The 23,505-nt window shown below is 71.6% G+C and carries 25 protein-coding genes; 12 read left to right on the top strand and 13 right to left on the bottom strand.

The features are described from left to right. Nucleotides 1-112 precede the first annotated feature (112 nt). Complete coding sequence (locus tag AC0VYM_RS15760; RefSeq protein ID WP_475452784.1) at nt 113-745, bottom strand: TetR/AcrR family transcriptional regulator; 633 nt, start codon at nt 743-745, stop codon at nt 113-115. 165 nt (nt 746-910) lie between these two features. Here AC0VYM_RS15760 and AC0VYM_RS15755 point away from each other — a divergent pair, with 165 nt between their 5' ends. Beyond that, a complete protein-coding gene (locus AC0VYM_RS15755; protein ID WP_475452782.1) occupies nt 911-1,867 on the top strand; it encodes a saccharopine dehydrogenase family protein in 957 nt (318 codons plus the stop codon). 249 nt (nt 1,868-2,116) lie between these two features. Here the strand turns inward: AC0VYM_RS15755 and AC0VYM_RS15750 are convergent, their stop codons facing one another. Beyond that, entirely contained in the window at nt 2,117-3,061 is a 945-nt protein-coding gene (locus AC0VYM_RS15750; protein WP_475452780.1) for a LysR family transcriptional regulator, read from the bottom strand. A gap of 102 nt (nt 3,062-3,163) precedes the next feature. Here AC0VYM_RS15750 and AC0VYM_RS15745 point away from each other — a divergent pair, with 102 nt between their 5' ends. Then, entirely contained in the window at nt 3,164-3,622 is a 459-nt protein-coding gene (locus AC0VYM_RS15745; protein WP_475452778.1) for a PACE efflux transporter, read from the top strand. Here AC0VYM_RS15745 and AC0VYM_RS15740 read toward each other — a convergent pair. Continuing rightward, nucleotides 3,532-3,831: an nSTAND1 domain-containing NTPase gene (locus tag AC0VYM_RS15740; protein ID WP_475452776.1), complete on the bottom strand. Its 300-nt coding sequence runs from the start codon at nt 3,829-3,831 to the stop codon at nt 3,532-3,534. The two genes, AC0VYM_RS15745 and AC0VYM_RS15740, sit on opposite strands and share 91 nt — an antisense overlap. A gap of 660 nt (nt 3,832-4,491) precedes the next feature. Between AC0VYM_RS15740 and AC0VYM_RS15735 the strand changes: the two genes are divergently transcribed. Together AC0VYM_RS15735 and AC0VYM_RS15730 are read left to right on the top strand one after the other, a co-directional pair. Next, nucleotides 4,492-5,091: a hypothetical protein gene (locus tag AC0VYM_RS15735; protein ID WP_475452774.1), complete on the top strand. Its 600-nt coding sequence runs from the start codon at nt 4,492-4,494 to the stop codon at nt 5,089-5,091. Nucleotides 5,092-5,200: 109 nt separating this feature from the next. After that, nucleotides 5,201-6,232: a PrsW family glutamic-type intramembrane protease gene (locus tag AC0VYM_RS15730; RefSeq protein WP_475452772.1), complete on the top strand. Its 1,032-nt coding sequence runs from the start codon at nt 5,201-5,203 to the stop codon at nt 6,230-6,232. A gap of 510 nt (nt 6,233-6,742) precedes the next feature. Here AC0VYM_RS15730 and AC0VYM_RS15725 read toward each other — a convergent pair. Then, on the bottom strand, nt 6,743-7,693 hold the full coding sequence (locus AC0VYM_RS15725) for an NADP-dependent oxidoreductase (protein WP_475452770.1): 951 nt from the start codon (nt 7,691-7,693) through the stop codon (nt 6,743-6,745). A 127-nt stretch (nt 7,694-7,820) separates the two neighbouring features. Between AC0VYM_RS15725 and AC0VYM_RS15720 the strand changes: the two genes are divergently transcribed. Next, the gene (locus tag AC0VYM_RS15720; RefSeq protein ID WP_475452768.1) at nt 7,821-8,417 is read left to right on the top strand and encodes a TetR/AcrR family transcriptional regulator; all 597 of its coding nucleotides are present in this window, start codon (nt 7,821-7,823) and stop codon (nt 8,415-8,417) included. A gap of 92 nt (nt 8,418-8,509) precedes the next feature. On the opposite strand, the gene AC0VYM_RS15715 is transcribed toward AC0VYM_RS15720, so the two are convergent. The 3 genes from AC0VYM_RS15715 to AC0VYM_RS15705 all read right to left on the bottom strand — a co-directional run bounded on the left by AC0VYM_RS15715 (nt 8,510) and on the right by AC0VYM_RS15705 (nt 10,658). Next, nucleotides 8,510-8,812: a winged helix-turn-helix domain-containing protein gene (locus AC0VYM_RS15715; RefSeq protein WP_475452766.1), complete on the bottom strand. Its 303-nt coding sequence runs from the start codon at nt 8,810-8,812 to the stop codon at nt 8,510-8,512. Next, nucleotides 8,809-9,300 (bottom strand): hypothetical protein, encoded by a 492-nt coding sequence (locus tag AC0VYM_RS15710; protein ID WP_475452764.1) that lies wholly within the window; start codon nt 9,298-9,300, stop codon nt 8,809-8,811. Before AC0VYM_RS15710 ends, AC0VYM_RS15715 begins: the two co-directional genes overlap by 4 nt. A gap of 575 nt (nt 9,301-9,875) precedes the next feature. Next, complete coding sequence (locus tag AC0VYM_RS15705) at nt 9,876-10,658, bottom strand: SDR family NAD(P)-dependent oxidoreductase (RefSeq protein ID WP_475452762.1); 783 nt, start codon at nt 10,656-10,658, stop codon at nt 9,876-9,878. Between the two features lie 286 nt (nt 10,659-10,944). Between AC0VYM_RS15705 and AC0VYM_RS15700 the strand changes: the two genes are divergently transcribed. Beyond that, nucleotides 10,945-11,853 carry a phosphotransferase family protein gene (locus tag AC0VYM_RS15700; RefSeq protein WP_475452760.1) on the top strand — a complete coding sequence of 303 codons (909 nt, stop codon included), beginning with the start codon at nt 10,945-10,947 and terminating at the stop codon, nt 11,851-11,853. Nucleotides 11,854-11,872: 19 nt separating this feature from the next. Here AC0VYM_RS15700 and AC0VYM_RS15695 read toward each other — a convergent pair whose 3' ends face one another. Next, entirely contained in the window at nt 11,873-12,835 is a 963-nt protein-coding gene (locus AC0VYM_RS15695; RefSeq protein ID WP_475452758.1) for a phosphotransferase family protein, read from the bottom strand. A gap of 164 nt (nt 12,836-12,999) precedes the next feature. Here AC0VYM_RS15695 and AC0VYM_RS15690 point away from each other — a divergent pair, with 164 nt between their 5' ends. After that, entirely contained in the window at nt 13,000-14,301 is a 1,302-nt protein-coding gene (locus tag AC0VYM_RS15690) for a purple acid phosphatase family protein (RefSeq protein ID WP_475452756.1), read from the top strand. A gap of 73 nt (nt 14,302-14,374) precedes the next feature. On the opposite strand, the gene AC0VYM_RS15685 is transcribed toward AC0VYM_RS15690, so the two are convergent. Further along, nucleotides 14,375-15,331: an NAD(P)/FAD-dependent oxidoreductase gene (locus tag AC0VYM_RS15685; protein ID WP_475452754.1), complete on the bottom strand. Its 957-nt coding sequence runs from the start codon at nt 15,329-15,331 to the stop codon at nt 14,375-14,377. A 136-nt stretch (nt 15,332-15,467) separates the two neighbouring features. Here AC0VYM_RS15685 and AC0VYM_RS15680 point away from each other — a divergent pair, with 136 nt between their 5' ends. Further along, entirely contained in the window at nt 15,468-16,490 is a 1,023-nt protein-coding gene (locus AC0VYM_RS15680) for an aminotransferase class V-fold PLP-dependent enzyme (protein WP_475452752.1), read from the top strand. Between the two features lie 77 nt (nt 16,491-16,567). Here AC0VYM_RS15680 and AC0VYM_RS15675 read toward each other — a convergent pair whose 3' ends face one another. Next, nucleotides 16,568-16,978 (bottom strand): pyridoxamine 5'-phosphate oxidase family protein, encoded by a 411-nt coding sequence (locus AC0VYM_RS15675; RefSeq protein WP_475452750.1) that lies wholly within the window; start codon nt 16,976-16,978, stop codon nt 16,568-16,570. A gap of 127 nt (nt 16,979-17,105) precedes the next feature. Between AC0VYM_RS15675 and pip the strand changes: the two genes are divergently transcribed. After that, a complete protein-coding gene (gene pip, locus AC0VYM_RS15670; protein ID WP_475452748.1) occupies nt 17,106-18,059 on the top strand; it encodes a prolyl aminopeptidase in 954 nt (317 codons plus the stop codon). Nucleotides 18,060-18,113: 54 nt separating this feature from the next. On the opposite strand, the gene AC0VYM_RS15665 is transcribed toward pip, so the two are convergent. Beyond that, the gene (locus AC0VYM_RS15665; RefSeq protein WP_475463055.1) at nt 18,114-19,277 is read right to left on the bottom strand and encodes an aminotransferase class V-fold PLP-dependent enzyme; all 1,164 of its coding nucleotides are present in this window, start codon (nt 19,275-19,277) and stop codon (nt 18,114-18,116) included. Between the two features lie 187 nt (nt 19,278-19,464). On the opposite strand from AC0VYM_RS15665, the gene AC0VYM_RS15660 reads away from it, so the two are divergent. Beyond that, on the top strand, nt 19,465-20,448 hold the full coding sequence (locus tag AC0VYM_RS15660; RefSeq protein ID WP_475452746.1) for an adenosine deaminase: 984 nt from the start codon (nt 19,465-19,467) through the stop codon (nt 20,446-20,448). A 70-nt stretch (nt 20,449-20,518) separates the two neighbouring features. Here AC0VYM_RS15660 and AC0VYM_RS15655 read toward each other — a convergent pair whose 3' ends face one another. Beyond that, nucleotides 20,519-21,508, bottom strand: coding sequence for a DUF2332 domain-containing protein (locus AC0VYM_RS15655; RefSeq protein WP_475452744.1), 990 nt, complete (start codon nt 21,506-21,508; stop codon nt 20,519-20,521). A 291-nt stretch (nt 21,509-21,799) separates the two neighbouring features. On the opposite strand from AC0VYM_RS15655, the gene AC0VYM_RS15650 reads away from it, so the two are divergent. Further along, entirely contained in the window at nt 21,800-22,477 is a 678-nt protein-coding gene (locus AC0VYM_RS15650) for an ABC transporter ATP-binding protein (protein ID WP_475452742.1), read from the top strand. A 9-nt stretch (nt 22,478-22,486) separates the two neighbouring features. Next, entirely contained in the window at nt 22,487-22,951 is a 465-nt protein-coding gene (gene soxR / locus AC0VYM_RS15645) for a redox-sensitive transcriptional activator SoxR (protein WP_475452740.1), read from the top strand. A 69-nt stretch (nt 22,952-23,020) separates the two neighbouring features. On the opposite strand, the gene rnhA is transcribed toward soxR, so the two are convergent. Beyond that, entirely contained in the window at nt 23,021-23,494 is a 474-nt protein-coding gene (rnhA, locus tag AC0VYM_RS15640) for a ribonuclease HI (protein WP_475452738.1), read from the bottom strand. Between the last annotated feature and the right edge of the window lie 11 nt (nt 23,495-23,505).

Genomic DNA, 23,505 nt, shown 5'->3' with positions numbered 1-23,505 from the left:
CCCCGCCCGGCCACCGCTCCCCGCCACGGCCAGCGCGCCCACCCGGCGGACGGATACCGGCGCCGGACGGCGCGAGCGCGGACGCGATCGAACCGCCTCGGGGGCCCGTACGTCAGTCGGCCAGGTCAGTGAGCTGGCGCAGGACCGTCTCCGCCGCCCACGCGGTCCACCGCCCCACGGACCAGCCGCAGTGCACCGTGTACAGGGTGAACACCTCGGGGCTGAGCAGCGCCAACGCGGTGTCGGCCGCCTCCTCGACGCCCAGCCCGGAGCGCAGGACTCCACGGGCGGCCAGAGCCCCCGCGAAGACCCGCTGCACCTCGCGGCGCTGATCGACGCTGGCGGCCCACAGCGCGGCGAGGTCGGGATCGGAACCGGCCGCGCCGCGCACGACCTCCGCCAAGGGTGCCACCCGCTCCATGACGGCCGCCGTCCCCGCCACCTGGAGACGAACCTGCTCACGGGCGTCCCCCGAGGCCAGGGCGGCCCGGACCCAGGGCCGGTCCAGGGTGGCGACGGGCTCTGCGTCCCCGGCCACCTTCTGGTCCAGGGCCTCCTTGAGCACCGAGGGCTTGGTCCCGAAGGTGTTGTAGACCGTCTGCGCCGCCACGCCCGCCTCCCTCGCGATGCTCTGCACGCTGGTGGAGGCGTAGCCGTGCGCGACGAACAGACGCGCGGCGGCGCTCGCCACCCGCGCTCGGGTGGCGAGGGAACGCGCCCTGCGCCCGTCGGCGGGTGTGTCCATGACCTCGCTCCTCAAGTAGGTGGAGTACTACTCCACCCAACTTAGCGGAGAGCGCCACGGGATCCAGCATCTCCCCAGACAGAGGGCGATGTCTGCGCCCCGACAGCATCGCATATCCTCGCTCACATATATGTAGTGTCACTCAATATTGAAGGGATCACGGAGATGCGCGTACTCGTCCTGGGCGGCTACGGGGCCGTTGGGGCCCCGACCACCGCCGCACTGCGCCAGGCAGGCCACCACTGCCACACCGCCGGGCGCGACCCGCGCCGGGCCGACGTCCTGGTGGACCTCGCTCACCCCGGACTCGACGACTACCGGTCGGCGGTCGCCGAGGTCGACGCGGTGGTCAACGTCTCCGGCAACGAGAATCCGCGCCTGGCGGAGGTAGCGGCCGACCACGGAGCGGCCTTCGTGGACGCCACCGCCAGCACCGACCACGTCGAACGCCTGGAGGCCCTCGAACTCCGGGTGCCGGTGCTGCTGAGCGTGGGGTTGGCGCCCGGCCTGACCAACCTGCTCGCCGCCGACCTGCACGCGTCGCACCCGGACACCGCCCCGGTGGACCTGGCGGTGGTGCTGGGGGCCGGGGAGGCACACGGCAGGGCCGCCACGGCGTGGACCTTGGGCCTGATGGGGCGTTCCTTCACTGATCCGGCCACCGGGGAGCACGTCCCCAACCTCACCCGGGGGCGCGACTTCGTCCTGCCGGGGATGGGGAGGCGACGCCTGTTCCGGGCCGACTTCAGTGACCAGCACGCCCTCACCCGCGATCTGGGCCGTCCCGTGCGCACGCACCTGGGTCTGGACTCACGTGCGCTGACCCGTGCGTTGTCCCTGATCGCCCGCCTCCCGGGGGCCGGACGTCTCCCGACCGGGGTCCACCTGCCCGGCTCGGACACCTGGACCCTGCTCGCCCGGTCGGGAGACCACCACCGGTGGGCGCGGGGCCGGGGCCAGTCGGCGGCCACCGCCGCCCTGACCGCGTGGGCGGTCGACCTGCTCCCCGACCTGGGGGCGGGCGTCCACCACCTGCACCGCGTGGCGACCCTGGGCGATCTGCCCGCCGGGATGGAGTTCACCGTCGGCGCCTCACCGGAGGCCGACCCGGAACGGTCGTGACCGGAGGTGCGGCGTTGCGTCCCGGTCCCGGGGCAGAGTGTGTGCACCCGCCACCGAGGCCGCATCCGCCGCCTCCGCGGGGCACCGCCCCCAACGCCCGGAGATCCGCAGGGTGGCCGGATCGAGGAGAACCGCTTCAGGATTCAGCGCCAGACCTCCACGTGAGGTCACGACAGCCCCGAGCACAGACCCGTACCCGAGGGCTTCGTCGTACCCGGATCCGTCAGACAGAGTTGACGTACGCCCGACCTAGCAGCGGTGGGTCCCAGGAACTTCGAACTCACCGCTCCCACCCGCTGTGGTCCGGTACGGCCGGTCCGGGCCCATCCGGGCGACCAACTCCCCTGCCGCCTTCCGGAGGGGCCTGCCGCGGAGCCACACCAGCTGCACGGGCACGGCCAGTCCGTTTCGGAGGTTCTCGAACTCCATCACGCGCACGGTCCCCTCGGAGACCTTCCCCCGCACCATGCGCAGCGGCAGGTTGGCCCAGCCGACCCCGCGTTCCACCAGTCCGAGCGCGGTCTCCGCCGAGTTGGTGCGCCAGTGGGCGTCCGAGACCACCAATCGCCGCTCCGTGAGTTCCTGTTCCAGGCTGGACACCGTGATCTGGCGGGCACCGGCGAGGTCCTCCAGGCGCCGCAGGTCCGCGGGCAGCCCGAAGGTCTCCACGGTCGCGGACGCCACCGCCACGAACATCTCCTCCGCCACGTTCAGGAACACCTCCTCCCGGTCGTTCCGGGACTTGGCGAACATCAGCGCCAGGTCCACGGCCCCGGTGTGCAGCATCTCGCGGACGTCGTCCTGCTGGGCGTCGGCGATCTCGACGGGGAGCAGGGGGTGGCGTTCCGCGATCTCCGCCACCGCGCCCAGAAGGGGGCCCCGGTCGACCCCCGCGGCCACTCCCACGGTGAGCGTGCTCTCCAGGTCGTCGGAGAGCTCCATCGCGTGCGCCTGGAGGAGGCGCAGCCTGCTGGCGATCTGCCGGGCGTGCGGGATGAGGGCGTGCGCCTGCGCGGTGGGCGCGGGCTCGCGTCTGGAGCGGTCGAACAGCGGGTAGCCGAGTTCGGCCTCGATGTTGGCGATCCCCATGCTGACCGCCGAGGGGACCCGGTTCAGCGCGCGTGCGGCGGCCGAGAAGGAGCCGTGGTCGACCACGGCGAGGAACAGGTCGATGTTGTCGCTGGACAGGCCCATCAGGGATATCAACCCAACTGAAAGAAGCTGACTTTTTCCATCACCCTAGCTGACGCTAACGTCGACCCCTGCTGCATCCGAAAACGCTGGAAAGAGTGCGACGTGCAAGGTCTGAAGCGCAAGCTGGTCTATGTGAGCGGCTACGAGGTCATCGGATTCCTGGTCGGTACCGCGGTGATGACGGCCCTGACCGGCAGCGGACCTGCGACGACGGCCCCGCTCGCGATCATGATCGCCACGGTGGCGTCGCTGTGGAACGTGGCCTTCAACTACTTGTTCGAGGCGTGGGAGAGACGGCAGGCCAGCCGCGAGCGCACTGTGCGGAGACGGGTCCTGCACGCGGTCTCTTTCCAGCTGACGCTGGTGTGCTTCCTGATCCCGCTCATCGCGTGGTGGCTGGAGATCACACTGCTTCAGGCGCTGCTGCTGGACCTGGTGTTCATCGTCTACATCCCGTTCTACACGTTCGGCTACAACTGGGCCTTCGACAAGGTCTTCGGCTTGCCGTCCTCCGCCATCGCGGACCCGGACCCCGAGGCTGGAGTCAGGGCCGGGCGGTAGCGATGAGGGCGAGCAGTCCGTCCAGGACGGACCAGGGGGCAGCCAGTGCTTTGAGCCCGGCAAGAGGAGCCGTCCGTGAGGGCGGGTAGCGGTCCGCCCTGGATCAGGGACGACGTGCCGCTGCCCGGCGGGCCGAGCAGCAGGACCAGCCGTTGGCGCCGCAACTCGGCCAGCACACGGTCCGCTGCGGCTTCTCGCCGTGGAACCACGCGGTGTCCTCGCGGGCAGGGGTTCGGCCCTGGCTACGGGGACGTTTCCTGGGCATCGGGGCCTCGCCTTCCGACGGGGGACTGGGAGCACGTCGAGGTTCACTTGGGGGTATCCGCCTGGGCGCGGGTTCGCGTACGTGCTCGTGACCCCTGTGGACCCCTTCTTCATTTCGTTTCGTTGGTAACGTTATTTGTTAAACGTTACGTAGTTTTCGTGACGAAACAGATCCCGGAACCATGGAAATCCTGACTTCCGATAAGTCAACCTTCTAGGAAGTCAGCCACCTGGGGGTGCCACGACCCCCTCCAGGGCCCCGATCCGGGCCGCCAACGTTATTGAAGGCACCCCGCGACCCGCGAAAACGCGGTGGATACACCCCGGGCTGTACTGTCCCCTGAGGGTTCCTCGACCTCCTAGGAGGACCAGTCCGAGTTGTGGCGGCACGCCGACCCCTCGCCGCGCCGGGGTCGGACGGGCGTCCGCCGGTGACAGGCTCGTGTTCCACGTCTTCGCGCGCACGCCGATGTCCCCAACCCCCACCCCCGACCAAGCGACTCTCAGAACCGTTCAAATCACAACAAAGTCCCTTGTGTCCTCTTTGTCGTCCTTGCGGCGCCGGGTCTGCTGGCAGGCACACGCTCGGAGGAGGAGGTTCCACGGTGACGGAAACGGAACAGGAGACGGCCGCAGGGCGGGCCGGACCGGGATGGATCGCGGTCGGTGCCGCGGTCGCGATGATCGTCCTGGTGACGGCCGGGTGGTCACTCGTCAACACAGTGATTCCCGGCAGGACCCCGGTGGCGGCCGGGCAGGAACTGGCTTTGGGCGGAGACGGCACGACCCGCGCCGCACTCGTGGTGCCCGAGGACGGCTGGGAGATGGACGTGGCCGCCTCGCACCCGGGGCAGTCCTACCGCCTCGAGCACGGCTCCCTGGTACTTGATGTCGGTCGGCCGGGGGAATCGGAGGCCGACCCCGGCACGGACCGGCGCTGGGAGGGGACACGCAAGGTCCTGCACTCGCAGGCCCCCTCCGCCGAGATCGGAGCGCCCGCGACGGTCGTCTCCGCCGACGGCACGGAGGGGCTCGCGGCGGACGTGAGCCGCTCCCAGGGGTCGGGGTCCGTCGTGCTGTTCCCGGCCCCCGGCGACAGCTACGCGGTCCGGATGGTCCTGCGGGGCACGGACGGCGACCCCGGCCCCTCGCCGGAGGACCTCGCACACATGGTCACTTTCTCCGGGGAGGCCGAACATGGTTAAGGCTGGACACGAATCCGGGGCCACCGGCCGCGCGGCGAGCGGGGTCCCGGCCCCCAGAGGCGGTCCGGGGGTCCGAACCGCCCTGTCCCGCCCGGGAAGAGGGCGCCCGGTGGGGCCTCGGCAGGCCGCACGCGTGCTGATCGCCCTGGTGTGCCTGGTCTCCCTCGGGTCCCTGGCGTACCGCATGTTCGGCGTCGCCGTGGCCTTCCCCGCGGTGTGGGCGGGCGCGTTCCTCCTGGGCGCGCTCACCCTGGTGTTCGGGTACTGGCTGTTGCGCCGTCTCCGGCCCGTGCGTGCTCCCGGGACGGCCGTGTCACTGGCGGCGGTTGCCTGGGGGCTGTTCGCCGTGACCGCGCTGGCCTTGGCCGCCAACGAGGCTCTCGACGCGGTCCTGGCCAAGACGATGGGTCCACAGGCGGCGGACACGTGGGGTGCGGCGGTCTCGGGGCCCATCGACGAGGAGCTGCTCAAGCTCGCCGGGGTCGTCCTGATCGCCGTCGCGTTCCCCTGCGCGGTCAGGGGGCCGGTGGACGGGTTCGTCATCGGGGCGCTCACGGGGCTGGGGTTCCAGGTGACGGAGAACTTCTTCATGGCCGTGCAGGAGGTGACCACGAGTGGCGGACTGGGCGGGGTCGACCTGGTGGTGCAGTCCTCGGCCATGCGTGTGCTGCTCACGGGGATGGGCACGCACTGGGCCCTGTCCGCGGTCGCGGGCACCGCGGTGGGGCTGCTGGTGGCCGCTGGGCGGCGGCCGCCGCCCAGCACCCTTGCGGCGGCCCTCTCGCTGGTGGTGCTCGCCATGGGGATGCACGCGTCCATCAACCTGCCCTTCCTCCAAGGGCCGGCGGTCGTGATCAAGGCGCTGGTGAATTTCGCGCTCGTGATGGCTCTCTACTTCGTGCTGCGCCGAGCGCACCTGCGGCGGTTGCGCGGCGCGCTGGAGGAGGTGGGTGCCGAGCAGGGGTGGGAGCGTGAGGCCTCTCTCGCGCTGGCTACCCGTCGGGGACGGCGCAAGGCCCGGCGGGAGGTTGCCGCAGCCGACCGGGCGGCCCTGCGTGGTGAGCAGGACCGACTGGTGACAGCGGCGGAATCTCGGGCCTTGGGCAGGGGCACCCGGGAGGCCGTGCCGGGCGCGGCGTGACCACTCGGGCCAGAAGGCGTGGGGGGCAGCACCTGGAACCGAGCAGAGGGCTCCGCGCTCATCGCGCTTGAGCCGACTGCACCCTGCCAGCGTGCTGCCCAGCCCGAGTTCACCAACCCCGAGCTCGTGGGTCACGTCCGTGAAGTCACGTGCTCTACCGCACCCACTCTCTGGGACAGGCTGGTGCCGCATCTGGCCAGTTCGTGAGTCCGGGGCCCGCAGGGTGTCACAGCAGGCCTTGACAAGGTCCGGCCCGTTTCCACCCACCGGTGGAGTCGGGCGCAGGAAACTACTCGCGGGCTACTTGTCCTGTTTGTCGGGCGCTCGGGAGAACCACCTCCACCGGGGCAGCGGACCCCAGCCCACCGGAGACCCTGGTCCCGGCGATCGAGTGGGCCGGTGCGGACCGTCAGCGTGACCGTGCCCCGCCGCCGGGCGGCGGGGCACGATGCTGTCAGAGGCCCACCCCAAACACTCAGCGAGGACCCACGCGCCGCGCCCGCCAGCAGGTCAGGGCGTCACGACGATCTTGCCCCGCACCCCGCCGCGTTCGAGCCTGCGGTGCGCCTCGGAGATGTCGTCCATCGCCAACACGGCACTGACCACCGGCGTGACCGTGCCCTTCTCGACCAGAGCGGAGAGCTCCTCCAGTTCCTCCGGGGAGGGATCGTTGCTGAACGCGCCCAGGCGCGTACGCCGGTCCAGGCTGCCCGCGGCCACCCACAGGGCCGCCCGGATCGGACGGCTCGGATCCAAAGCCAGCGGGAACAGCGTGCCACCCCGGACGAGCCTGCCCCGAACCTCAGCCATGTGCGTCCCGACCAGATCGACGATCACGTCGAAACGGCCCAGCTCCTCCACCCGTGTCTCACGGTGGTCCAAGGCCTCGGAGGCACCCAACCCACGCAACCAGGAAAGGTGGGCGGCTCCCGCCAGCGCGGTCACCTGCGCACCGAGCGCGGCGCCGAGTTGCACGGCGACCACCCCCACGCCCCCGGCCGCCCCGCGCACCAACAGCCGTTGCCCCGAACGCAGCCGCACCCGCCGGGTCAGGGCGTGCAACGCCGTCGTGCCCGAGGCCGGCAACGCGGCGGCCTCGGTGGCCGTGACCGAACGCGGAGCGGCGGCGACGCGCTCCTGGGGCACGACCACCGACTCGGCGGCCGAACCGAAGGTCCCGTGCGGCATCACCCCCCACACCACGTCACCGACCCTGGCGCGTGTGACGGCCGAGCCCGTCTGGGCGACGGTCCCCACGAAGTCGACACCCGTCCCGGCGGGCAGGCTCTGGCGCAGCACGCGGCGCAGCCGCCCCGCGCGGATGGGGATCTCACCACCGCCGACGGCCGCCGCCGACACCTCGACCCGCACGTCGGTCGCGCCCACCGGGGGTGTGGTGAGCCCGTCGACGACGGCCAGGACCTCGGGCCCCCCGTAGCGGTCGTAGCGGACTGCGCGCATGGTTCCTCCTCGGGCGGGGAAGCCCCCGCCGTGTCCGTGGGTTCTCACCGGTGATGACCCGGTGCCACTGTGGGCAACCCACCCCCCACCGGCCACCCATCCCGACGACGACGAAGTGAGACAACCCATGGCCCAGGACACGCAGATCCTCCCCGGATCCGAGCCACGGGAGTTGCGGCAGGACGCCCGGCGCAACCGACTCAGCGTGCTGCGGGCCGCTCGGACGGTCTTCCGTGATCGCGGTCTGGAGGCGACGACGCAGAGCGTGGCCCACCACGCCGGAGTCTCGGCCGCCACCGTCCACCGGCGCTTCCCCGGCCGGGACGCGCTCGTGGCCGACCTGGCCGAGCACGCCGCCGAGGAACTGGTGGAGTGCTTCCGGAACCTGGCCCGGACGGTCCCGCCCGATCTGGCGTTGGAACGCGCCCTGCGGATCGTCGCCGCCGAGACGGTCGCCACGCGCGCGTGCGCACCGGAACACCGCGAGCGCTTCGCCGACCGGGCGCGCGACCTCGACGAACGCGTCCACCAGGAACTGCACCGGCTCCTGGTGAGTGCGCAGGAGGGCGGTCGGGTCGCGGCGACGGTCACCGCCCAGGACCTGCGGTTGGTCAGGACCGCCGTCACGGCGGCCGTGGGGGCCGAACCGGACACCGACGGCGCAGCTCGGGCGGCCCAGCGCATGGTGACGCACTTCGTCCGGTCGTTCCGCAGTACGGACTGACCCGGTCTCGCGCACGCCGGGCCCCTCCGCGCGGGTCGCCCCCGCCATCGTCCGGGAGTGTCCCGGGTGGTGGCGGGGGCGCGTGCTCAGGTTCAGGGTTCCTCGTCGGTGGTGGTCGATCCCAGCTCGTTCAGCCAGGCCAGGTGACTCGCCAGGGCCGCACGTCCCTGCGGGGTCAGGCGGAACCAGGTCTTGGGGCGGCGCCCGACGGCTCCCTTGCGGACCTCCAGGTATCCGGCGGCCTCCAGGGTACGGCTGTGTTTGGAGACCATCGGGTCGCTGATGCCGACCAGGTCGCGCACGGTGGCGAAGTCGATCCACTTGGCGCCCTGGAGGAGTGCGCACATCGCCAGGCGGGGGCCGGTCTCCAGTTCCGTGTGGCGTTGGGCGTTCACGCCCGTACCCGGCCGTCCTCGATGTCGCGGCGCATGGCCGCCTGCACCCAGAGGTAGCCGCACAGCGAGGACAGCGCCACCGGACCCAGCACGGCCAGGGCCAGGCCCTCCTGCCCCCGTCCGACCAGGGTGTGGATGGCGATCAGGCCGAGGACCGTGACGATCATGACGACCACGCGCGGGCGCCGGGCGCTGGGGTAGGCGCTGGCCCAGCGGGGCAGGGTGACGCCGGTGCGCCGACGACGAACCCAGCTGAGTCCGGCCGCCGCCACGGCCACCACGACCAGGATCCACTGGAGGTAGGGGCCGTCGAGGGAGAGCAGGGACATCCAGATCGGCAGTCCGGCGACCAACGTGCAGCCGACCGCCTGGATGGCCCAGAAGGAGGCGGGCGGTGCGGTGTGGGCGGCGAGCCTGCGACGGGCCTCGGCAGCCTGGTCGAGCGGGGGTGTGGGGTCGGCGTCCATGTCCATCTCCTGTCCGTTCATCAATTACTTTCTAAAAGGAAAGTAGATTCCATGGCGAGGGTTGTCAACCCCCGGGAACCGCGAGACCCGGCAGTTCCCGGGCCCCGGGGCCGCTGAACCCCACCTCACGCCGCTCGTGGGGGCACCGACAGGCAGATCCGATCGGAGGGCCCTGACCATCCGGGCGGCCGGGCCGTTGGCTCTGGCGCGAAGGCGGGCCCGAACTCTCGACCGGGACGCGGCGGCGGCCGACCCGACGGAGTCGACGTCCGTCACGGGACGGACACCGGCACGGGCTCTTCCCCATCACGGGGACGAGGCGGCCCCCACCATCCGCGCCTCGACCCACACGCAGAGGACCAGGCGGTGGTCGCCGACGCCCGCGCCACGCGCGCCGACGTCGGCCCGGACTCCCCCGGGGTGGCGCCGCGCGATACCGCGGCGACGGGGTCCGGTCTCCTCCCATCACGGGGGAGGAACAGGCGGACACGGACCCGCGCCGCTCGGGTGAGCGCCTTCCGCGTCAGCGAGCGGCCGTCACGGCGCGGGTCCGCCCGCCCCGAGGTGCCGAACGGACCCACCTCCCACCGCCAGGGTCACAGCGCGTGGCCGCCCGCGACCTGCACCACCTGACCGGTCACCCACCGGGCCTGGTCGGAGGCGAGGAACACCACCGCGTCAGCGATGTCCCGCGGCTCACCCACCCGGCCCATCGGCACGATCCCCTCGACCTCGGCCACCAGCTCCTCGTCCATCCATCCCGTCTGCACCGGACCCGGCGCGACGGCGTTCACCCGCACTCCGTCCCCGGCCAGGTCCAACGCGGTGGAACGGGTCAACGCCTCCAAGGCCGCCTTCGACGTCCCGTAGCCGGTCTGGCCAGGGAAGGCCCGCGCGGCGTCGGTGGTGATGTTGACGACGCACAACGGCTCCCGACCCCGACGGCGCCCCACCACCCTGGAGGTTAGGACCGCCGGGGCGATCGCGTTCACCCGGTAGTGGCGCTCCAGCGAGGCGTACGTCAGCGCGTCCACAGTGTCCGGGGTCTCGCAGTGCGCGGCGTTGTTGACCAGGACGTGGACCGCCCCGGCCCGCTCGACGACCTCGTCCACCAACCGGGACGCCCCCTCGGGGGCGGACAGGTCGGCGCCGACCGCGAAGGAGCCGTGCCCCAGCTCGCGCGCCAACCGGTGCGCCTCCCCCGGCGCGGGGGTCACGTGCCCCCACGCGGCGCCCTCCGGCACGGGGGCGTCCCAGGGCAGGTGGTGGACGGCCACACGCGCCCCCTGCGCGGCGAACGCGCGACTGATCGCCGCGCCGATGTTGCCGGATCCGCCCGTGACCAGGACGGTGCGTCCAGCCAGGCCAGTGTCGATCATCAGGTCTCCTTCGTGGGTGTTGGCTCAACGTGGACTCACCCGGACAGGGGGACCACGGGGCAGCGCCCACCAACGAAGGGGAACCACGGGAGAGGGGAGGAAGACGAACACGGACGTCCCGAAGCTGAGCAGGGTGCACCCCGCGGGGCTGGACGCCACGCACACGGGGACCGACGGCTCTCAGGAACGCATGGCCGCATGCTACCCACCACAGGGCCGACCCGACGACCCGTTTCCCCCGAAAGCCACGGGCCAGGACCCACCGGGGGTGTCAGAATCCTCGGCCATGGAACCCGTCCCCGCCGCCGCGTACACGATCGCCGCACGCCACCACATCCCACGCGACCAGGTCCACCCGCTGCCTCCGGGCGGAGCCCACCACGTCCTCGCCCTGGGCCCCGACCTGGTGCTTCGCCTGCCCCGCACCACCACCGACGCCGAAGACCTGCGCAAGGAGGCCACCCTGATCCCCCTGGCCCGCCGCGCCGGAGTACGCACCCCCGCCCTGATCAGCGCCACCCGGCCCGGCGAGGAACTCCCCCACATGCTGCTCGCGCGCGCCCCGGGCACCGACCTGAACACCAGCCACCCCGCACCAGAGCTACTGACCCAGATCGGCCACCAGCTCGCCCTCATCCACCGCGTCCCCACGGCCGACCTGCCCGCACTCCCCCGCCATCCCACCCCGGCCGACCACGACACCGTCCAGCACTCCCTGGAACGGCTGACCCGCGCCGGTCACCTGGACACCGACACCGCCCGTTGGCTCAGCACCTGGATCCACCGCCTGGCCGCCCACCAACCACCCCGAACCGGCACCGTCCTCGTCCACGGCGACCTGGCCCCGCAGAACCTGATGGCCACCGCCGACCACACCGCGCTCACCGCCGTCCTCGATTGGGGCGACGCGGCCCTGGCCGACCCCGCCACCGACTTCGCCAAACTCCCACCGCACTGGCTGCCACCGGTCGTGCACGCCTACCGCAACAGCAGCCACATCCACGACCACCCCTGGGAGGCGCAGGCCCTGTGGCACCACCTGACCTGGGCCCTGGCCCGGCTCCGCCACCCCGTCCCGAAGCCGGGCCAACGCCACTGGAGCGCACCACCCACCAGCCGACTCCTGGCCCTGCTGCGACTGTTCACCACCGACCCGCCCGCGCCCTGGCCCGACCTCGCACCACCCCGCCCCTGACCGAACCCCGTGCTCGCCCTCACTCCCGGACGAGGGCGAGCACCCGCCCCAGGTGGTGCTCCGCGATCCCCACCATCTCCGCAGGGTCGGGGAAGTCCCCGTCCAACAACCGCAGCGGCCCCGCCACCAACGACAGGTGCTCCGCCCACGCGTACAACTCCGTACGCGCCGGATCCAACCCCGGACGCTCCAGGTGCCGGTACAGGTCGCCGAACCGCAACCGCAGGAACGCGTGTTCCCACTCGGCGTCGAAGAACATCAGCCCCTCCACGTCGATCAACACCGGCTCACCCGAGGGCGTCACCAGCACGTGGTCGGGCCCCAGCTCACCGTGCACCAACCCGTGTTCGAACCGGGGGCCCACCCGTTCGAACAACCCGCCCAACCGCACCTCCACGGCACCGGCGACCTCCGCCAGCTCCGGCCTGCGCCGCGCCCCCTCGGCCAGATCCACCAACGCCCGCTCCACCACCAGCTCCGCACAGGAACGATCCCGCACCAGCGGCCGCGACACCTTGCCCACCCCCGACTCCGACCGGGCGCCCATCACGGCCAACGCCTCACCCAACCGGCCCAGCACACCCTCCACGAAGACCGGGTCGCCGTGGGCGATGTGCTCCTCCAGCGTGGGCCCGCGCACGTCCTCCACCAGGGCCACGTCCGCGCCGAGTTCACGGTGGTCGCGCTCCATCCACAGCACGCGCGGGGTACGCACCCCCAACGGCTCCAGCGCCTCGACGGCGCCCACGAACAGGTCCACACCGTCGGCGTGGGAGAAGGGCCCCTCCTCGGCGGGGGCGGCGGGCCAGTAGTTCTCCGCCGCACTCCACACGTAGGCGACCACGCTGGAGTCGTCGGCCGCGACCAGCCGGTACACGCCCTTCTTCGTGCCGCCGCGCAACCGCTCCACCCCCACGACCCGAACACCCAGGGCACGACGGGCCAACTCCTTCAACGAACCGGTGGGGGTCAGGGCACGCACGGAACACTCCCAAGGGGGCTGGGGGGCGGGACCGCCCCAACCTAGACGGCCCGATCGGGGTTGTCGACCCCGCGCAGGCTCTCCGTCCCCCCATGTTCACACTCCGTTACACACCCGCCGCTAACCTCACCAGCGTCCCGCCCCCGCACGAAAGCGAACCCCCCATGACCGCGTCCCCCCGCTCCGCGGCACGCCGCCCGCTGCGCATCCGTCACGCCCTGGCCCTGCTCGGCGTCGGCGCCATGACCCTGGCCCCCACCGTCGCCCTGCCCGCCACCGCCTCCGCGCAGCAGGCCCCCGAGCGGCTCACCCTCTCCCCCACCGCCGACCCCGCCACCTCCCAGACCGTGACCTGGCTCGCCGACCACGGCCGGACCGCCGTCCTGGAGATCGCCCCCACCACCGACCCCGACCAGGTCACCCGGGTCCAGGGGCAGGTCACCGGCGACGCGGGCGGCACCCACTACGCGGCCACCGCCACCGGCCTGACCCCCGACACCACCTACCGGTACCGCGTGGGCGACGGCGACCAGACCGCGGGCGAGTGGCACACCTTCACCACCGCCTCCCACGAAGCCGACCCCTTCAGCTTCCTGTACTTCGGTGACATCCAGAACGACATCACCTCCGGCGCCGCCCCGGTCGTGCGCGCCGCCCTGGCCGCCGAACCCGACGCCGAACTGGCCGTGCACGCCGGCGACCTCATCGACCACGCCAACAGCGACTCCCAGTGGGGCGAGTGGTACGACGCCTTCGGCGCCGACACCACCGGCGGCGTCAACCACGTGACCGCCCCCGGCAACCACGAGTACTCGGGCACCGACCTGAGCGACCACTGGGCCCTGCAGTTCCCCGGCGCGGGCAACGGCCCCACCGACGGCGCCGACCTGAACGAGACCGTCTACCACACCGACTACCAGGGGGTGCGGTTCGTGGTCCTGAACTCCAACTACCGCAACACCACCCCGCTACGCCCCGGAGCGTGGCTGGACACCCAGAGCGACTGGCTCGAGTCGGTGCTGGAGGACAACCCGAACCCGTGGACCGTGGTCACCTTCCACCACCCGGTCTTCTCCAACAGCCCCGGCCGCGACAACGGCCCCCTGCGCGAGTCCTGGCTGCGGACCCTGGAGGACCACGACGTCGACCTCGTCCTCCAGGGCCACGACCACTCCTACAGCCGCGGCAACCTGACCGCGAACCGCACCGAGGACCCCGACACCCACACCGGCCCCGTGTACGCCGTCACCGTCACCGGCCCCAAGATGTACGACGCCCGGGACGACAACTGGACCGACCACGGCGCCGAGGCCCGCGTCCAGCTCACCGACACCCAGACCTACCAGGCCGTGCAGGTGGACGGCCCGACCCTGGAGTACGTGGCCCGCACCGCCGACGGCCGGGTCGTGGACTCCTTCACCATCGTCAAGGACGACCAGGGCAAGCGTGTGACCACCACGTCCTGACCTTCGAGCCCTTCCCCTGGGGGCGCCCGGAGCCGCGTGCGGGCGGCCCGGGCGCCCCACCTTGGCCCCAGCCCTACCGGGCCTGGTCCAGGGCGTGCTGGGCCTCGGCCATGACCAGGTCCGCGTTGATCGCCGCCCCCGCCCGGTTGCCCGCGGCCGCCGAACCGACCACCTGCTCGCTGGGCGAGGCGACGTTGCCCGCCGCCCACACCCCCGGCACCGACGTCGCACCCATCGCGTCGACCTCCACGTGGGTGCCCATGACGTGATCACCCATGCGCAGCTCACTCACCGCGACCCCCAGGTCGGCCAGCAACCGTGAGCGCGCCCGCATGAACGTGGGCACCACCACCGCGCGCACCGGCACGACCGCGCCGTCACGGGTACGCACACCGCTCACCCCCTCGGCGTCGGACTCCACCGCCTCCACCGGGGTCTCGACCACGGTGACCCCGCGCGCCACCAGCTTCTCCCGCCCCTGCGGCCCCAGGTCCCGGGCGGGGTCGGTGAATACCGTCACCCGATCGGTCCACTGCCGCCACAGCAGTCCGGCGTGCACGGCCACCGGCCCGTCGGCCACCACCGCCACCGGTTGGTCACGCACCTCCCACCCGTGGCAGTAGGGGCAGTGCAGCACCCCCGAACCCCAGTGCTCGGCCAACCCGTCGATGTCGGGCAGCTCGTCCACCAACCCGGTGGTCACCAGCAACCGCCGCGCCCCCACCACGGAGCCGTCCGCGAGTTCCACGGCGAACCCCTCCCCGGTCCGCTCCACGGCCACCACCCGGCCCGACTCGACCGCACCCCCGTAGGAGACCACCTCCGCGCGCCCGCGCTCGACCAGCTCACCGGGGGCGACGCCCTCCATCCCCAGCAGGCCGTGCACACCCTCGGCCGGGGCGTTACGCGGCCGCCCCTCGTCCACCACCAGCACCGACCGGCGCGCCCGGGCCAGGGACAGCGCCCCCGCCAACCCGGCGACACCGCCACCGACCACCACGACCTCGACCTCACGTACGGGTTCGTTCATCATCGCTCTCCTTCGCTCCGGCCCCCATCCTCACCCCCACCCCACCAACTGACAACACCCATTGCCAGAACAGCAAAAGACCTGGTGGGAACCTCCCCCACCACGCAACCCCACCCATGCCCTAGGCTCCCCACCCATGAACCGTCCCTGGAACACCGACACCATCTGGCTCAACACCGCCCAGTACGGCATCCCACCCACCACCGCCCACCAAGCCCTCACCCACGCCACCCACACCTGGCACACCGCCACCGCCGACCCCCACCACTGGAACCAGGCCACCGAAACCACCCGCGCCCGCTTCGCCCAACTCCTCCACGCCCCCACCGACGACATCACCCTGGGCGCCAGCACCGCCCAACTCGTCGGCACCATCGCCGCCTCCCTCCCCGACGGCGCCCACATCCTCGTCCCCGAAGGCGAATTCACCTCCACCACCTTCCCCTTCCACACCCACGCCGACCGGGGCATCACCGTGCACACCGCACCCCTGCACGCCCTGGCCGACCACATCACCCCCACCACCCACCTCGTCGCCTACAGCCCCGTCCAATCAGCCAACGGAACCCTGGCCCCCACCGACGACATCCTCACCGCCGCCCGCACCCACCACACCCTCGTCCTGGCCGACGCCACCCAGGCCGCCGGATGGCTCCCCCTGGACGCCACCCGCTTCGACGCCCTCGTCTGCTCCGCCTACAAATGGCTCATGGCACCCCGCGGCCTCGCCATGGCCTACCTCTCCCCCCACCTACGCACCCGACTCCGCCCCACCAACGCCGGACCCATGGCCGACGCCGACCCCACCACCGCCTTCTACCGCGACCACTTCACCCCCTCACCCACCGCCCGCGCCTTCGACCTCTCCCCCAACTGGCTCGCCGCCGTCGCCGCCGCACCCGCCCTGGACACCCTCCTCCACCACGGAATCGACCACGTCCACACCCACAACACCCAGCTCACCGACCGCTTCCGCGCCCACCTGAACCAACCCCCCGCCCACTCCGCCATCACCACCGTCGACCACCCCGGCGCCCTGGCCACCCTGCGCGAAGCCGGCATCATCGCCACCGAACGAGGCGGCCACACCCGCCTGGCCTTCCACCTGTACAACACCGAAGCCGACGCCGACCTGGCCGCCAAGGTCCTCACCACCTGAGCCACACACACCGAAGGGGGCCGGCACACCCACACGGCGCACCAGCCCCCTCCGACGTCCCACCACCCCACCACCGGTCAGGGAACGATCCCCGACCGCTCAGGCCGCACGTTCCCCATCACCCGCTTCACCGCGATCTCGATCACCGCCCGATCCGCACTCGCCCGCGGCTCCCGATACCGCAACGCGTACCGACGCACCGCCTCAGCCACCGCCTCCGGATCACGACTCACCCACGCCTCACCCTCCAACGTCGACCACCGACGCCCCTCCACCTGACACACCGACACCCGCGCCCCCGGCCGCTCCACCAGGTTGCGCACCTTGAAACTGGACGCCGAGGAGATCACCCGCGCCAGATGCCGCTCCGGGTCATAGGTCACCCCCACCGGCACCTGGTGCAGACTCCCGTCCGGACGCGGCGACGCCAACGTGCACAGACGCCGCTCACCCCAGAACACCAGGAACGGATCCGTCTCCTCCAGCACGGACTCCCCCTCCACACCACGCACACCCGACTCCCCCACCACAGGCCCCCTCCACGCTCGAACAACTCCCCCCACCATCCCAGCCCCACCGCCACCCCCCACACCAACCCACACGAAAGGAACCCCCATGTACACCGCCACCACCCCCCACACCAGCGGCCACCTCACCCGCCCCGACGGCCACCGCCTCTTCTGGCAGGAATGCGGCAACCCCCACGGCACACCCCTGCTCGCCGTCCACGGCGGCCCCGGCTCCGGCTCCCACCCCCACTGGTCCGCCCTCACCAACCCCGACCACTACCGCATGATCCTCCTCGACCAACGCGGCACCGGCGCCAGCACACCCGACATCGCCCACCCCACCGCCGACCTCACCACCAACACCACCCCCCACCTCATCGACGACTTCGAAGCCCTACGCACCCACCTCGGCATCACCCGCTGGCACGTCCTGGGCGCCTCCTGGGGCTCCTGCCTCGGCCTGGCCTACGCCCAAGCCCACCCCGACCACGTCATCTCCCTCACCCTGTTCGCCGTCACCACCGGCACCCGCGCCGAAATCACCTGGATCACCCACGACATGCGCCGCGTCTTCCCCGAACAGTGGGAACGCTTCCGCGCCGCCGCCGGACCCGACGCCGACCCACGCGCCCTCCCCGCCGCCTACGCCCACCTCCTCGACGACCCCGACCCCCAGGTCCGCCACGACGCCGCCCTCGCCTGGTGCACATGGGAGGACACCCACGTGGCCACCGTTCCCGGATTCACCCCCGACCCCCGCTACACCGACCCCGCCTTCCGCCTCACCTTCGCCCGCGCCGTCACCCACTACTGGGCCAACGACTGCTTCCTCACCCCCCACCAACTCCTGGACGACCTCCACCGCGTCACCCACATCCCCGCCACCCTCATCAACGGCCGCCTCGACATCAGCGGCCCCGCCGACACCGCCCACGACCTCGCACACAACTGGCCCCACGCCCGACTCGTCATCGTCGACGACGCCGCCCACACCTCCAGCACCACCGGCATCGGCGCCGCCGTCGTCGCCGCCACCGACCGCCACGCCCACCTGGACTGACCCACAAAAAAAGGGGGACCGGCCCCCCGCCGGTCCCCCCACACACACAACCCCCTACGCCAACTCCCGCACCAACCCCACCGTGCGCTCCAACTCCTCCTCGGAGTTGTAGTAGTGCACCGACGCCCGCACCACCGCGTGCCCCGGCCCCGCCGACCACCGCTGATCCAAGGGACGCGCCACACTCGTGCGCACCCCCCGCTCCCGCAACGCCCCCACCACCCACTCCGCCTCACGTCCAGCCACCGAGAACGTCACGATCCCCGACAACTCCCGCCCCCGGTCATGCACCTCGACCCCCGGCACCCCACCCAACGCCGCACGCAACCACCCCGCCAACCCACCGATCCGCTCCCGCGCCCACCCCATCCCCACACGACGCGCGTACGCGGCCGCCACCCCCAACCCGACCTGCGCCGCCACCGCGTGTTCGAACACCTCGAACCCCGCCGCCCCCGGCAACACCCGGTACTCCTGCGGACCACTCCACCGCCCACCCACATGGTTGACCGCCAACGGCTCCCCCAACCGCGCCCCCGCACGCACATACAGAAACCCCGTCCCCCGAGGCGCACGCAGGAACTTACGACCGGTCCCCGACAGCAGATCACACCCGATCCGCTCCACATCGACCTCCCACTGCCCCACCGACTGACAGGCGTCCAACAGGTACGTCACCCCGAACCGCCGACACAACGCCCCCACCGCCTCCGCCGGATTCACCAACCCGCTGTGCGTGGGCATGTGGTTGATCGCCACCAACCCCACGTCCCCCCGCCCCAACTCCCCCTCCAACACCGCCACGTCCACCACCCCGTCGGCGTCATCGGGCACCACCTCCACCCGCACCCCACGCAACGCCGCCAACCGCAACAACCCCACCCCGTTACCCGAGTACTCACTGGTCGTGGTCAACACCCGCTGCCCCGGCTCCAACACCACCGCACCCAACGCCGACGACCACGCCTGCGACGCCCCCTCGAAGAACACCACCTCCCCCGGCGACGCCCCGATCAACCCCGCCACCTGCTCGGTACACCCCTCCACCGCCCCCGCCGCACGCTCCCGCGCCTCGTACCCACCCACCCGCGACTCCAACTCCAGATGCCCCACCACCGCCTCGTGCACCACCGACGGCACCAACGACGACCCCGCGTTGTCCAGGAACACCAAACCCGCACACCCCGGCGTCTGCGCCCGCAACTCCGCCACGTCCACCACGCACCCACTCCTCACCCTCGACGACGACCCACACACGCACCCTGCCCCACCCCCACCCGACCCACCACCCCCGCACCCCACCCGATGTGTCCCACACCGCCCCCACCACAGGCCAACCCACCCCCCGCCATCAGCCACAATGGCCAACAACCCACACCACCCGAAGAAAGGGCGCCCGGCTGCCATGGCCATCCCCAAAGCCGAACTCCACCTCCACATCGAAGGCACCCTGGAGCCCGAACTCGCCTTCCACCTCGCCGACCGCAACGGCATCACCCTGCCCCACACCGACATCCAGGCTCTCCGCGACGCCTACTCCTTCACCGACCTCCAGTCCTTCCTGAACCTCTACTACGAACTCATGGACGTCCTGCGCACCGAAGCCGACTTCCACGACCTCGCGGAGGCCTACCTCACCCGCGCCGCCGCCCAGGGCGTCCGCCACGCCGAGATCTTCTTCGACCCCCAGGCCCACACCAACCGCGGCGTCCCCCTGGCCACCGTCATCAACGGCCTGGCCTCCGCCCTGGACACCAGCCTCCAACGCCACAACATCTCCACCAGCCTCATCCTGTGCTTCCTGCGCGACCTCCCCGCCAACGAAGCCATGGACACCCTCAACGCCGCCCGCCCCCACCTGCACCACATCAACGCCGTCGGCCTCGACTCCGCCGAGGTCGGCAACCCGCCCGAGAAGTTCACCGAGGTCTTCCAGGCCGCCGCCGACCTCGGCCTCCACCGCGTCGCCCACGCCGGAGAGGAAGGCCCCGCCGACTACATCTGGCAGGCCCTCAACCTCCTGGGCGCCGAACGCATCGACCACGGCATCCGCTGCCTCGACGACCCCACCCTCGTCACCCACCTGGCCACCACCCAGACCCCCCTCACCGTCTGCCCCTTCTCCAACGTCCGCCTGCGCGCCGTCGACACCCTCGCCGACCACCCCCTGCCCGCCCTCATGGACGCCGGCCTGCTCGTCACCGTCAACTCCGACGACCCCTCCTACTTCGGCGGCTACGTCCACGACAACTACCTCGGCCTCCAGGAACACCTCGGCCTGGACCACGACCACCTGCGCACCCTGGCCCGCAACTCCTTCACCGCCTCCTTCCTGCCCGAGGACCGCCGCCAAGCCCTGCTCGCCGAAGTCGACGCCTACACCTTCTGACCCCGCACACCACAAACAAGAAGGGGGCCCGCGCACCACACGCGAGGCCCCCTCCTTCTCCTTCCACCACTCACCGCCACGTCAACGACTGACCGTGCTCCCCGGTGTAACCCACCACCCGACCATCCACCGCCAACGTGAAGTCACCCTCCACCCCGGGGCGCGCCCCCTCCCACCCCGGAAAGACCCGCCACCCCTCGTTCGACACCCAGTGCCCCGGCAACCCACCCATCAACCCCTCCAGGTCCGCCCGCTCACCCTCGGACAGATACGCCGCCACCGCACTGTGGAACACCACCAACGTCGCCCCCGACGGCACCCGCGCCGCCAGCTCCGGCAGCGCCTCCAACAGATTCCCCGCCACCATCACCGGCGGATCGGCCGCCGCCACCGACGCCGCCGCACGCAACCGCCCCACCCGCCCGGCCCACTGCTCCCCCGGCCAGACCAGCGACTCCAACCACCGCACGTCGTCCTCGTCCGAGGCGTCCAACGGATTCAGGTCCAGCCCCGCCCGCCACACCACCCGCGGCACCCGATCCGGCACCGGCACCCCACCACGGGTACGACACTCCAACAACACCGGACTCCCCTGCGGCCCCAACGGAGCACCCCCGTCATAGGAGTACCGGTACCGGTCCGGGTACAGACACAACCCCGCCGACGCCCCCACCTCCACCAGCGCCAACGGCCCCTCCATCCGAGCCAGGACCGGCAGCAGCGTGGCGCACCGGCGCACCTCGTTGGTCTGGGTCATCCGCGCCGCCACCACCCGGCGCACCCGCTCCCCGTGCTCCACCACCCACTCCCGGAACCCCTCCCAGGAGTCGGTCGGCCCACCCAGGTACCGCACCGCCCCCAACAACAGGTTCGGCTGGCGCTTGTTCCCCTCGGGCAACGACATCACCAGGTCCAGCACCCACTCGTCCCCGGCCACCCCCAGGGCGACGCGCTCGTACTCGGCCGACCCCCCGCGCGCACAACCGGCCGCGAACCACCGGTACCGCTCCGCGACCCGTGCGCGTTCCCGCTCCACCACAGCGTCCGCACCCACCGTCACACCCTCCTCCGCGAAGACATCAGGTGCGCGGCAACCTACCTCCCCCACCCCCGCGCCCCGAGCGCCGCCCCACCACCGAGCACCCCCTCAGCGACACCACGACAACCCCACACACCCCACCACAACACCTGAAGAACAACCCAACCCCCAGACCCCGCCAAGCTGATGTCCACCTCACCCGCCCGCCCCTACGCTGAACAACGAGACCAAGGACACGAACACATAACGAGAACTCTCACACGCCAGGGACGATCCCAGGCAGGAGACAACCACCCACACGAACGGACACCCGTGAGGCTCTCCACCCGCCACCACCTACGGCGCACCACCCACCACACCACCAACACACCCCTGCTCACCCTCCACGACGTGTCCCTCACCCACCCCACCGGAACCACCCTCCTCCACCACCTCGACCTCACCCTCAACCCCGGCCAACACATCGCCCTCATCGGCCTCACCACCACCGCCACCCAAGCCCTCACCCACCTCCTCAACCACCACACCACCCCCACCACCGGCCGCATCACCACCCACACACCCATCCACACCACCCACCCCAACCCCACCCTCGCCCAAACCATCACTGGCCACACCCACCCCAACCCCCACGACCCCCGCCTCACCGACGCCCTCACCACCACCCACCTCGACCCCCGCCACCTCAACACCCCCACCGCCGACCTCGACCCCACCCTCACCACCCACATCCACCACGCCCGCACCCTCTACGCCCACCACACCGGCGCCCGACTCCTCCTCATCAACCAACCCACCACCCCCACACCCCGCCCCACACCCACCACCGCCCACCTCACCCTCACCAACCACCCCTCCCTCGCCCGCACCGCCGACCGCATCCACCTCCTCCACCACGGACACACCACCGAAACCGGCACCCACCACCAACTCCTCATGCGCGGCGGCGCCTACGCACGCCTGTACGCACTCCAGAGCACCCCCACCTAAACTGACCCCGTGCCACCCATCACCAAGGAACTCACCGTCGGCCAGGTCGCCGAACGCGCCGGAGTCGCCGTCTCCGCCCTGCACTTCTACGAACGCCAGGGCCTCATCCACAGCCGCCGCACCACCGGCAACCAACGCCGCTACCGCCGCGACACCCTCCGCCGCGTCTCCTTCATCCGCATCTCCCAACGCGTGGGCATCCCCCTGGCACGCATCCGCGAAGCCCTCGACCAACTCCCCGAGAACCGCACCCCCACCCGCTCCGACTGGGCCGCCGTCTCCGCGCAGTGGCGCGAGGAACTCGACGCCCGCATCACCCAGCTCATCCGCCTCCGCGACGACCTCACCGGATGCATCGGCTGCGGCTGCCTGTCCCTGGACACCTGCGTACTCTCCAACCCCGACGACGAACTCGCCTCCACCGGCCCCGGCCCCCGCCGCCTCATGGTCGACCCCTTCAAGGACGAGGACTAGAACACCCCGGGCCACACACGACGAAGCGGCGGCACCCCCAGGGCACCGCCGCCACACCCACCACCGCCGCTACAGACCAGCGGCCGCGTCCCGCCCGCGCCGGGCCAGCTCGTCGGCGCGTTCGTTGCCCTCGTCTCCGTTGTGCCCGCGCACCCACTTCCACTCCACGTCGTAGCGCGAGGCCACCTCGTCCAGGCGCTGCCACAGGTCCACGTTCTTCACCGGCTTCTTGTCGGCCGTCTTCCAGCCGCGCTTCTTCCACCCGTGCACCCACGAGGTGATGCCGTTGCTGACGTAGGAGGAGTCGGTGTGCAACAGCACCGGCACGTCGCGCTTGAGGCTCTCCAGTGCCTGGATGGCCGCCATGAGCTCCATGCGGTTGTTGGTGGTCTGCGCGTCACTGCCGAACAGTTCGCGCTCGTGTTCCCCGTAGCGCAGCCACACCCCCCAGCCGCCCGGGCCGGGGTTGCCGCTGCACGCCCCGTCGGTGTAGATGACCACGCGTTCCGTCGACTCCTGGTCGACCTCGTCCCCGTTGTGCATGCCGGGAAATC

Source organism: Nocardiopsis sp. iso_237 (genome assembly GCF_056173345.1).
Note: the sequence above shows the minus strand (reverse complement) of the source record. Positions and strands in the feature narration are given on the sequence as shown.

Excerpts from the sequence above, each read along its gene's own strand:
- AC0VYM_RS15760 (WP_475452784.1), bottom strand. The coding sequence starts at position 745 with ATGGACACACCCGCCGACGGGCGCAGGGCGCGTTCCCTCGCCACCCGA.
- AC0VYM_RS15755 (WP_475452782.1), top strand. The coding sequence starts at position 911 with ATGCGCGTACTCGTCCTGGGCGGCTACGGGGCCGTTGGGGCCCCGACC.
- AC0VYM_RS15750 (WP_475452780.1), bottom strand. The coding sequence starts at position 3,061 with ATGGGCCTGTCCAGCGACAACATCGACCTGTTCCTCGCCGTGGTCGAC.
- AC0VYM_RS15725 (WP_475452770.1), bottom strand. The coding sequence starts at position 7,693 with ATGCGCGCAGTCCGCTACGACCGCTACGGGGGGCCCGAGGTCCTGGCC.
- AC0VYM_RS15720 (WP_475452768.1), top strand. The coding sequence starts at position 7,821 with ATGGCCCAGGACACGCAGATCCTCCCCGGATCCGAGCCACGGGAGTTG.
- AC0VYM_RS15710 (WP_475452764.1), bottom strand. The coding sequence starts at position 9,300 with ATGAACGGACAGGAGATGGACATGGACGCCGACCCCACACCCCCGCTC.
- AC0VYM_RS15705 (WP_475452762.1), bottom strand. The coding sequence starts at position 10,658 with ATGATCGACACTGGCCTGGCTGGACGCACCGTCCTGGTCACGGGCGGA.
- AC0VYM_RS15700 (WP_475452760.1), top strand. The coding sequence starts at position 10,945 with ATGGAACCCGTCCCCGCCGCCGCGTACACGATCGCCGCACGCCACCAC.
- AC0VYM_RS15690 (WP_475452756.1), top strand. The coding sequence starts at position 13,000 with ATGACCGCGTCCCCCCGCTCCGCGGCACGCCGCCCGCTGCGCATCCGT.
- AC0VYM_RS15685 (WP_475452754.1), bottom strand. The coding sequence starts at position 15,331 with ATGAACGAACCCGTACGTGAGGTCGAGGTCGTGGTGGTCGGTGGCGGT.
- AC0VYM_RS15680 (WP_475452752.1), top strand. The coding sequence starts at position 15,468 with ATGAACCGTCCCTGGAACACCGACACCATCTGGCTCAACACCGCCCAG.
- pip (WP_475452748.1), top strand. The coding sequence starts at position 17,106 with ATGTACACCGCCACCACCCCCCACACCAGCGGCCACCTCACCCGCCCC.
- AC0VYM_RS15660 (WP_475452746.1), top strand. The coding sequence starts at position 19,465 with ATGGCCATCCCCAAAGCCGAACTCCACCTCCACATCGAAGGCACCCTG.
- rnhA (WP_475452738.1), bottom strand. The coding sequence starts at position 23,494 with ATGCACAACGGGGACGAGGTCGACCAGGAGTCGACGGAACGCGTGGTC.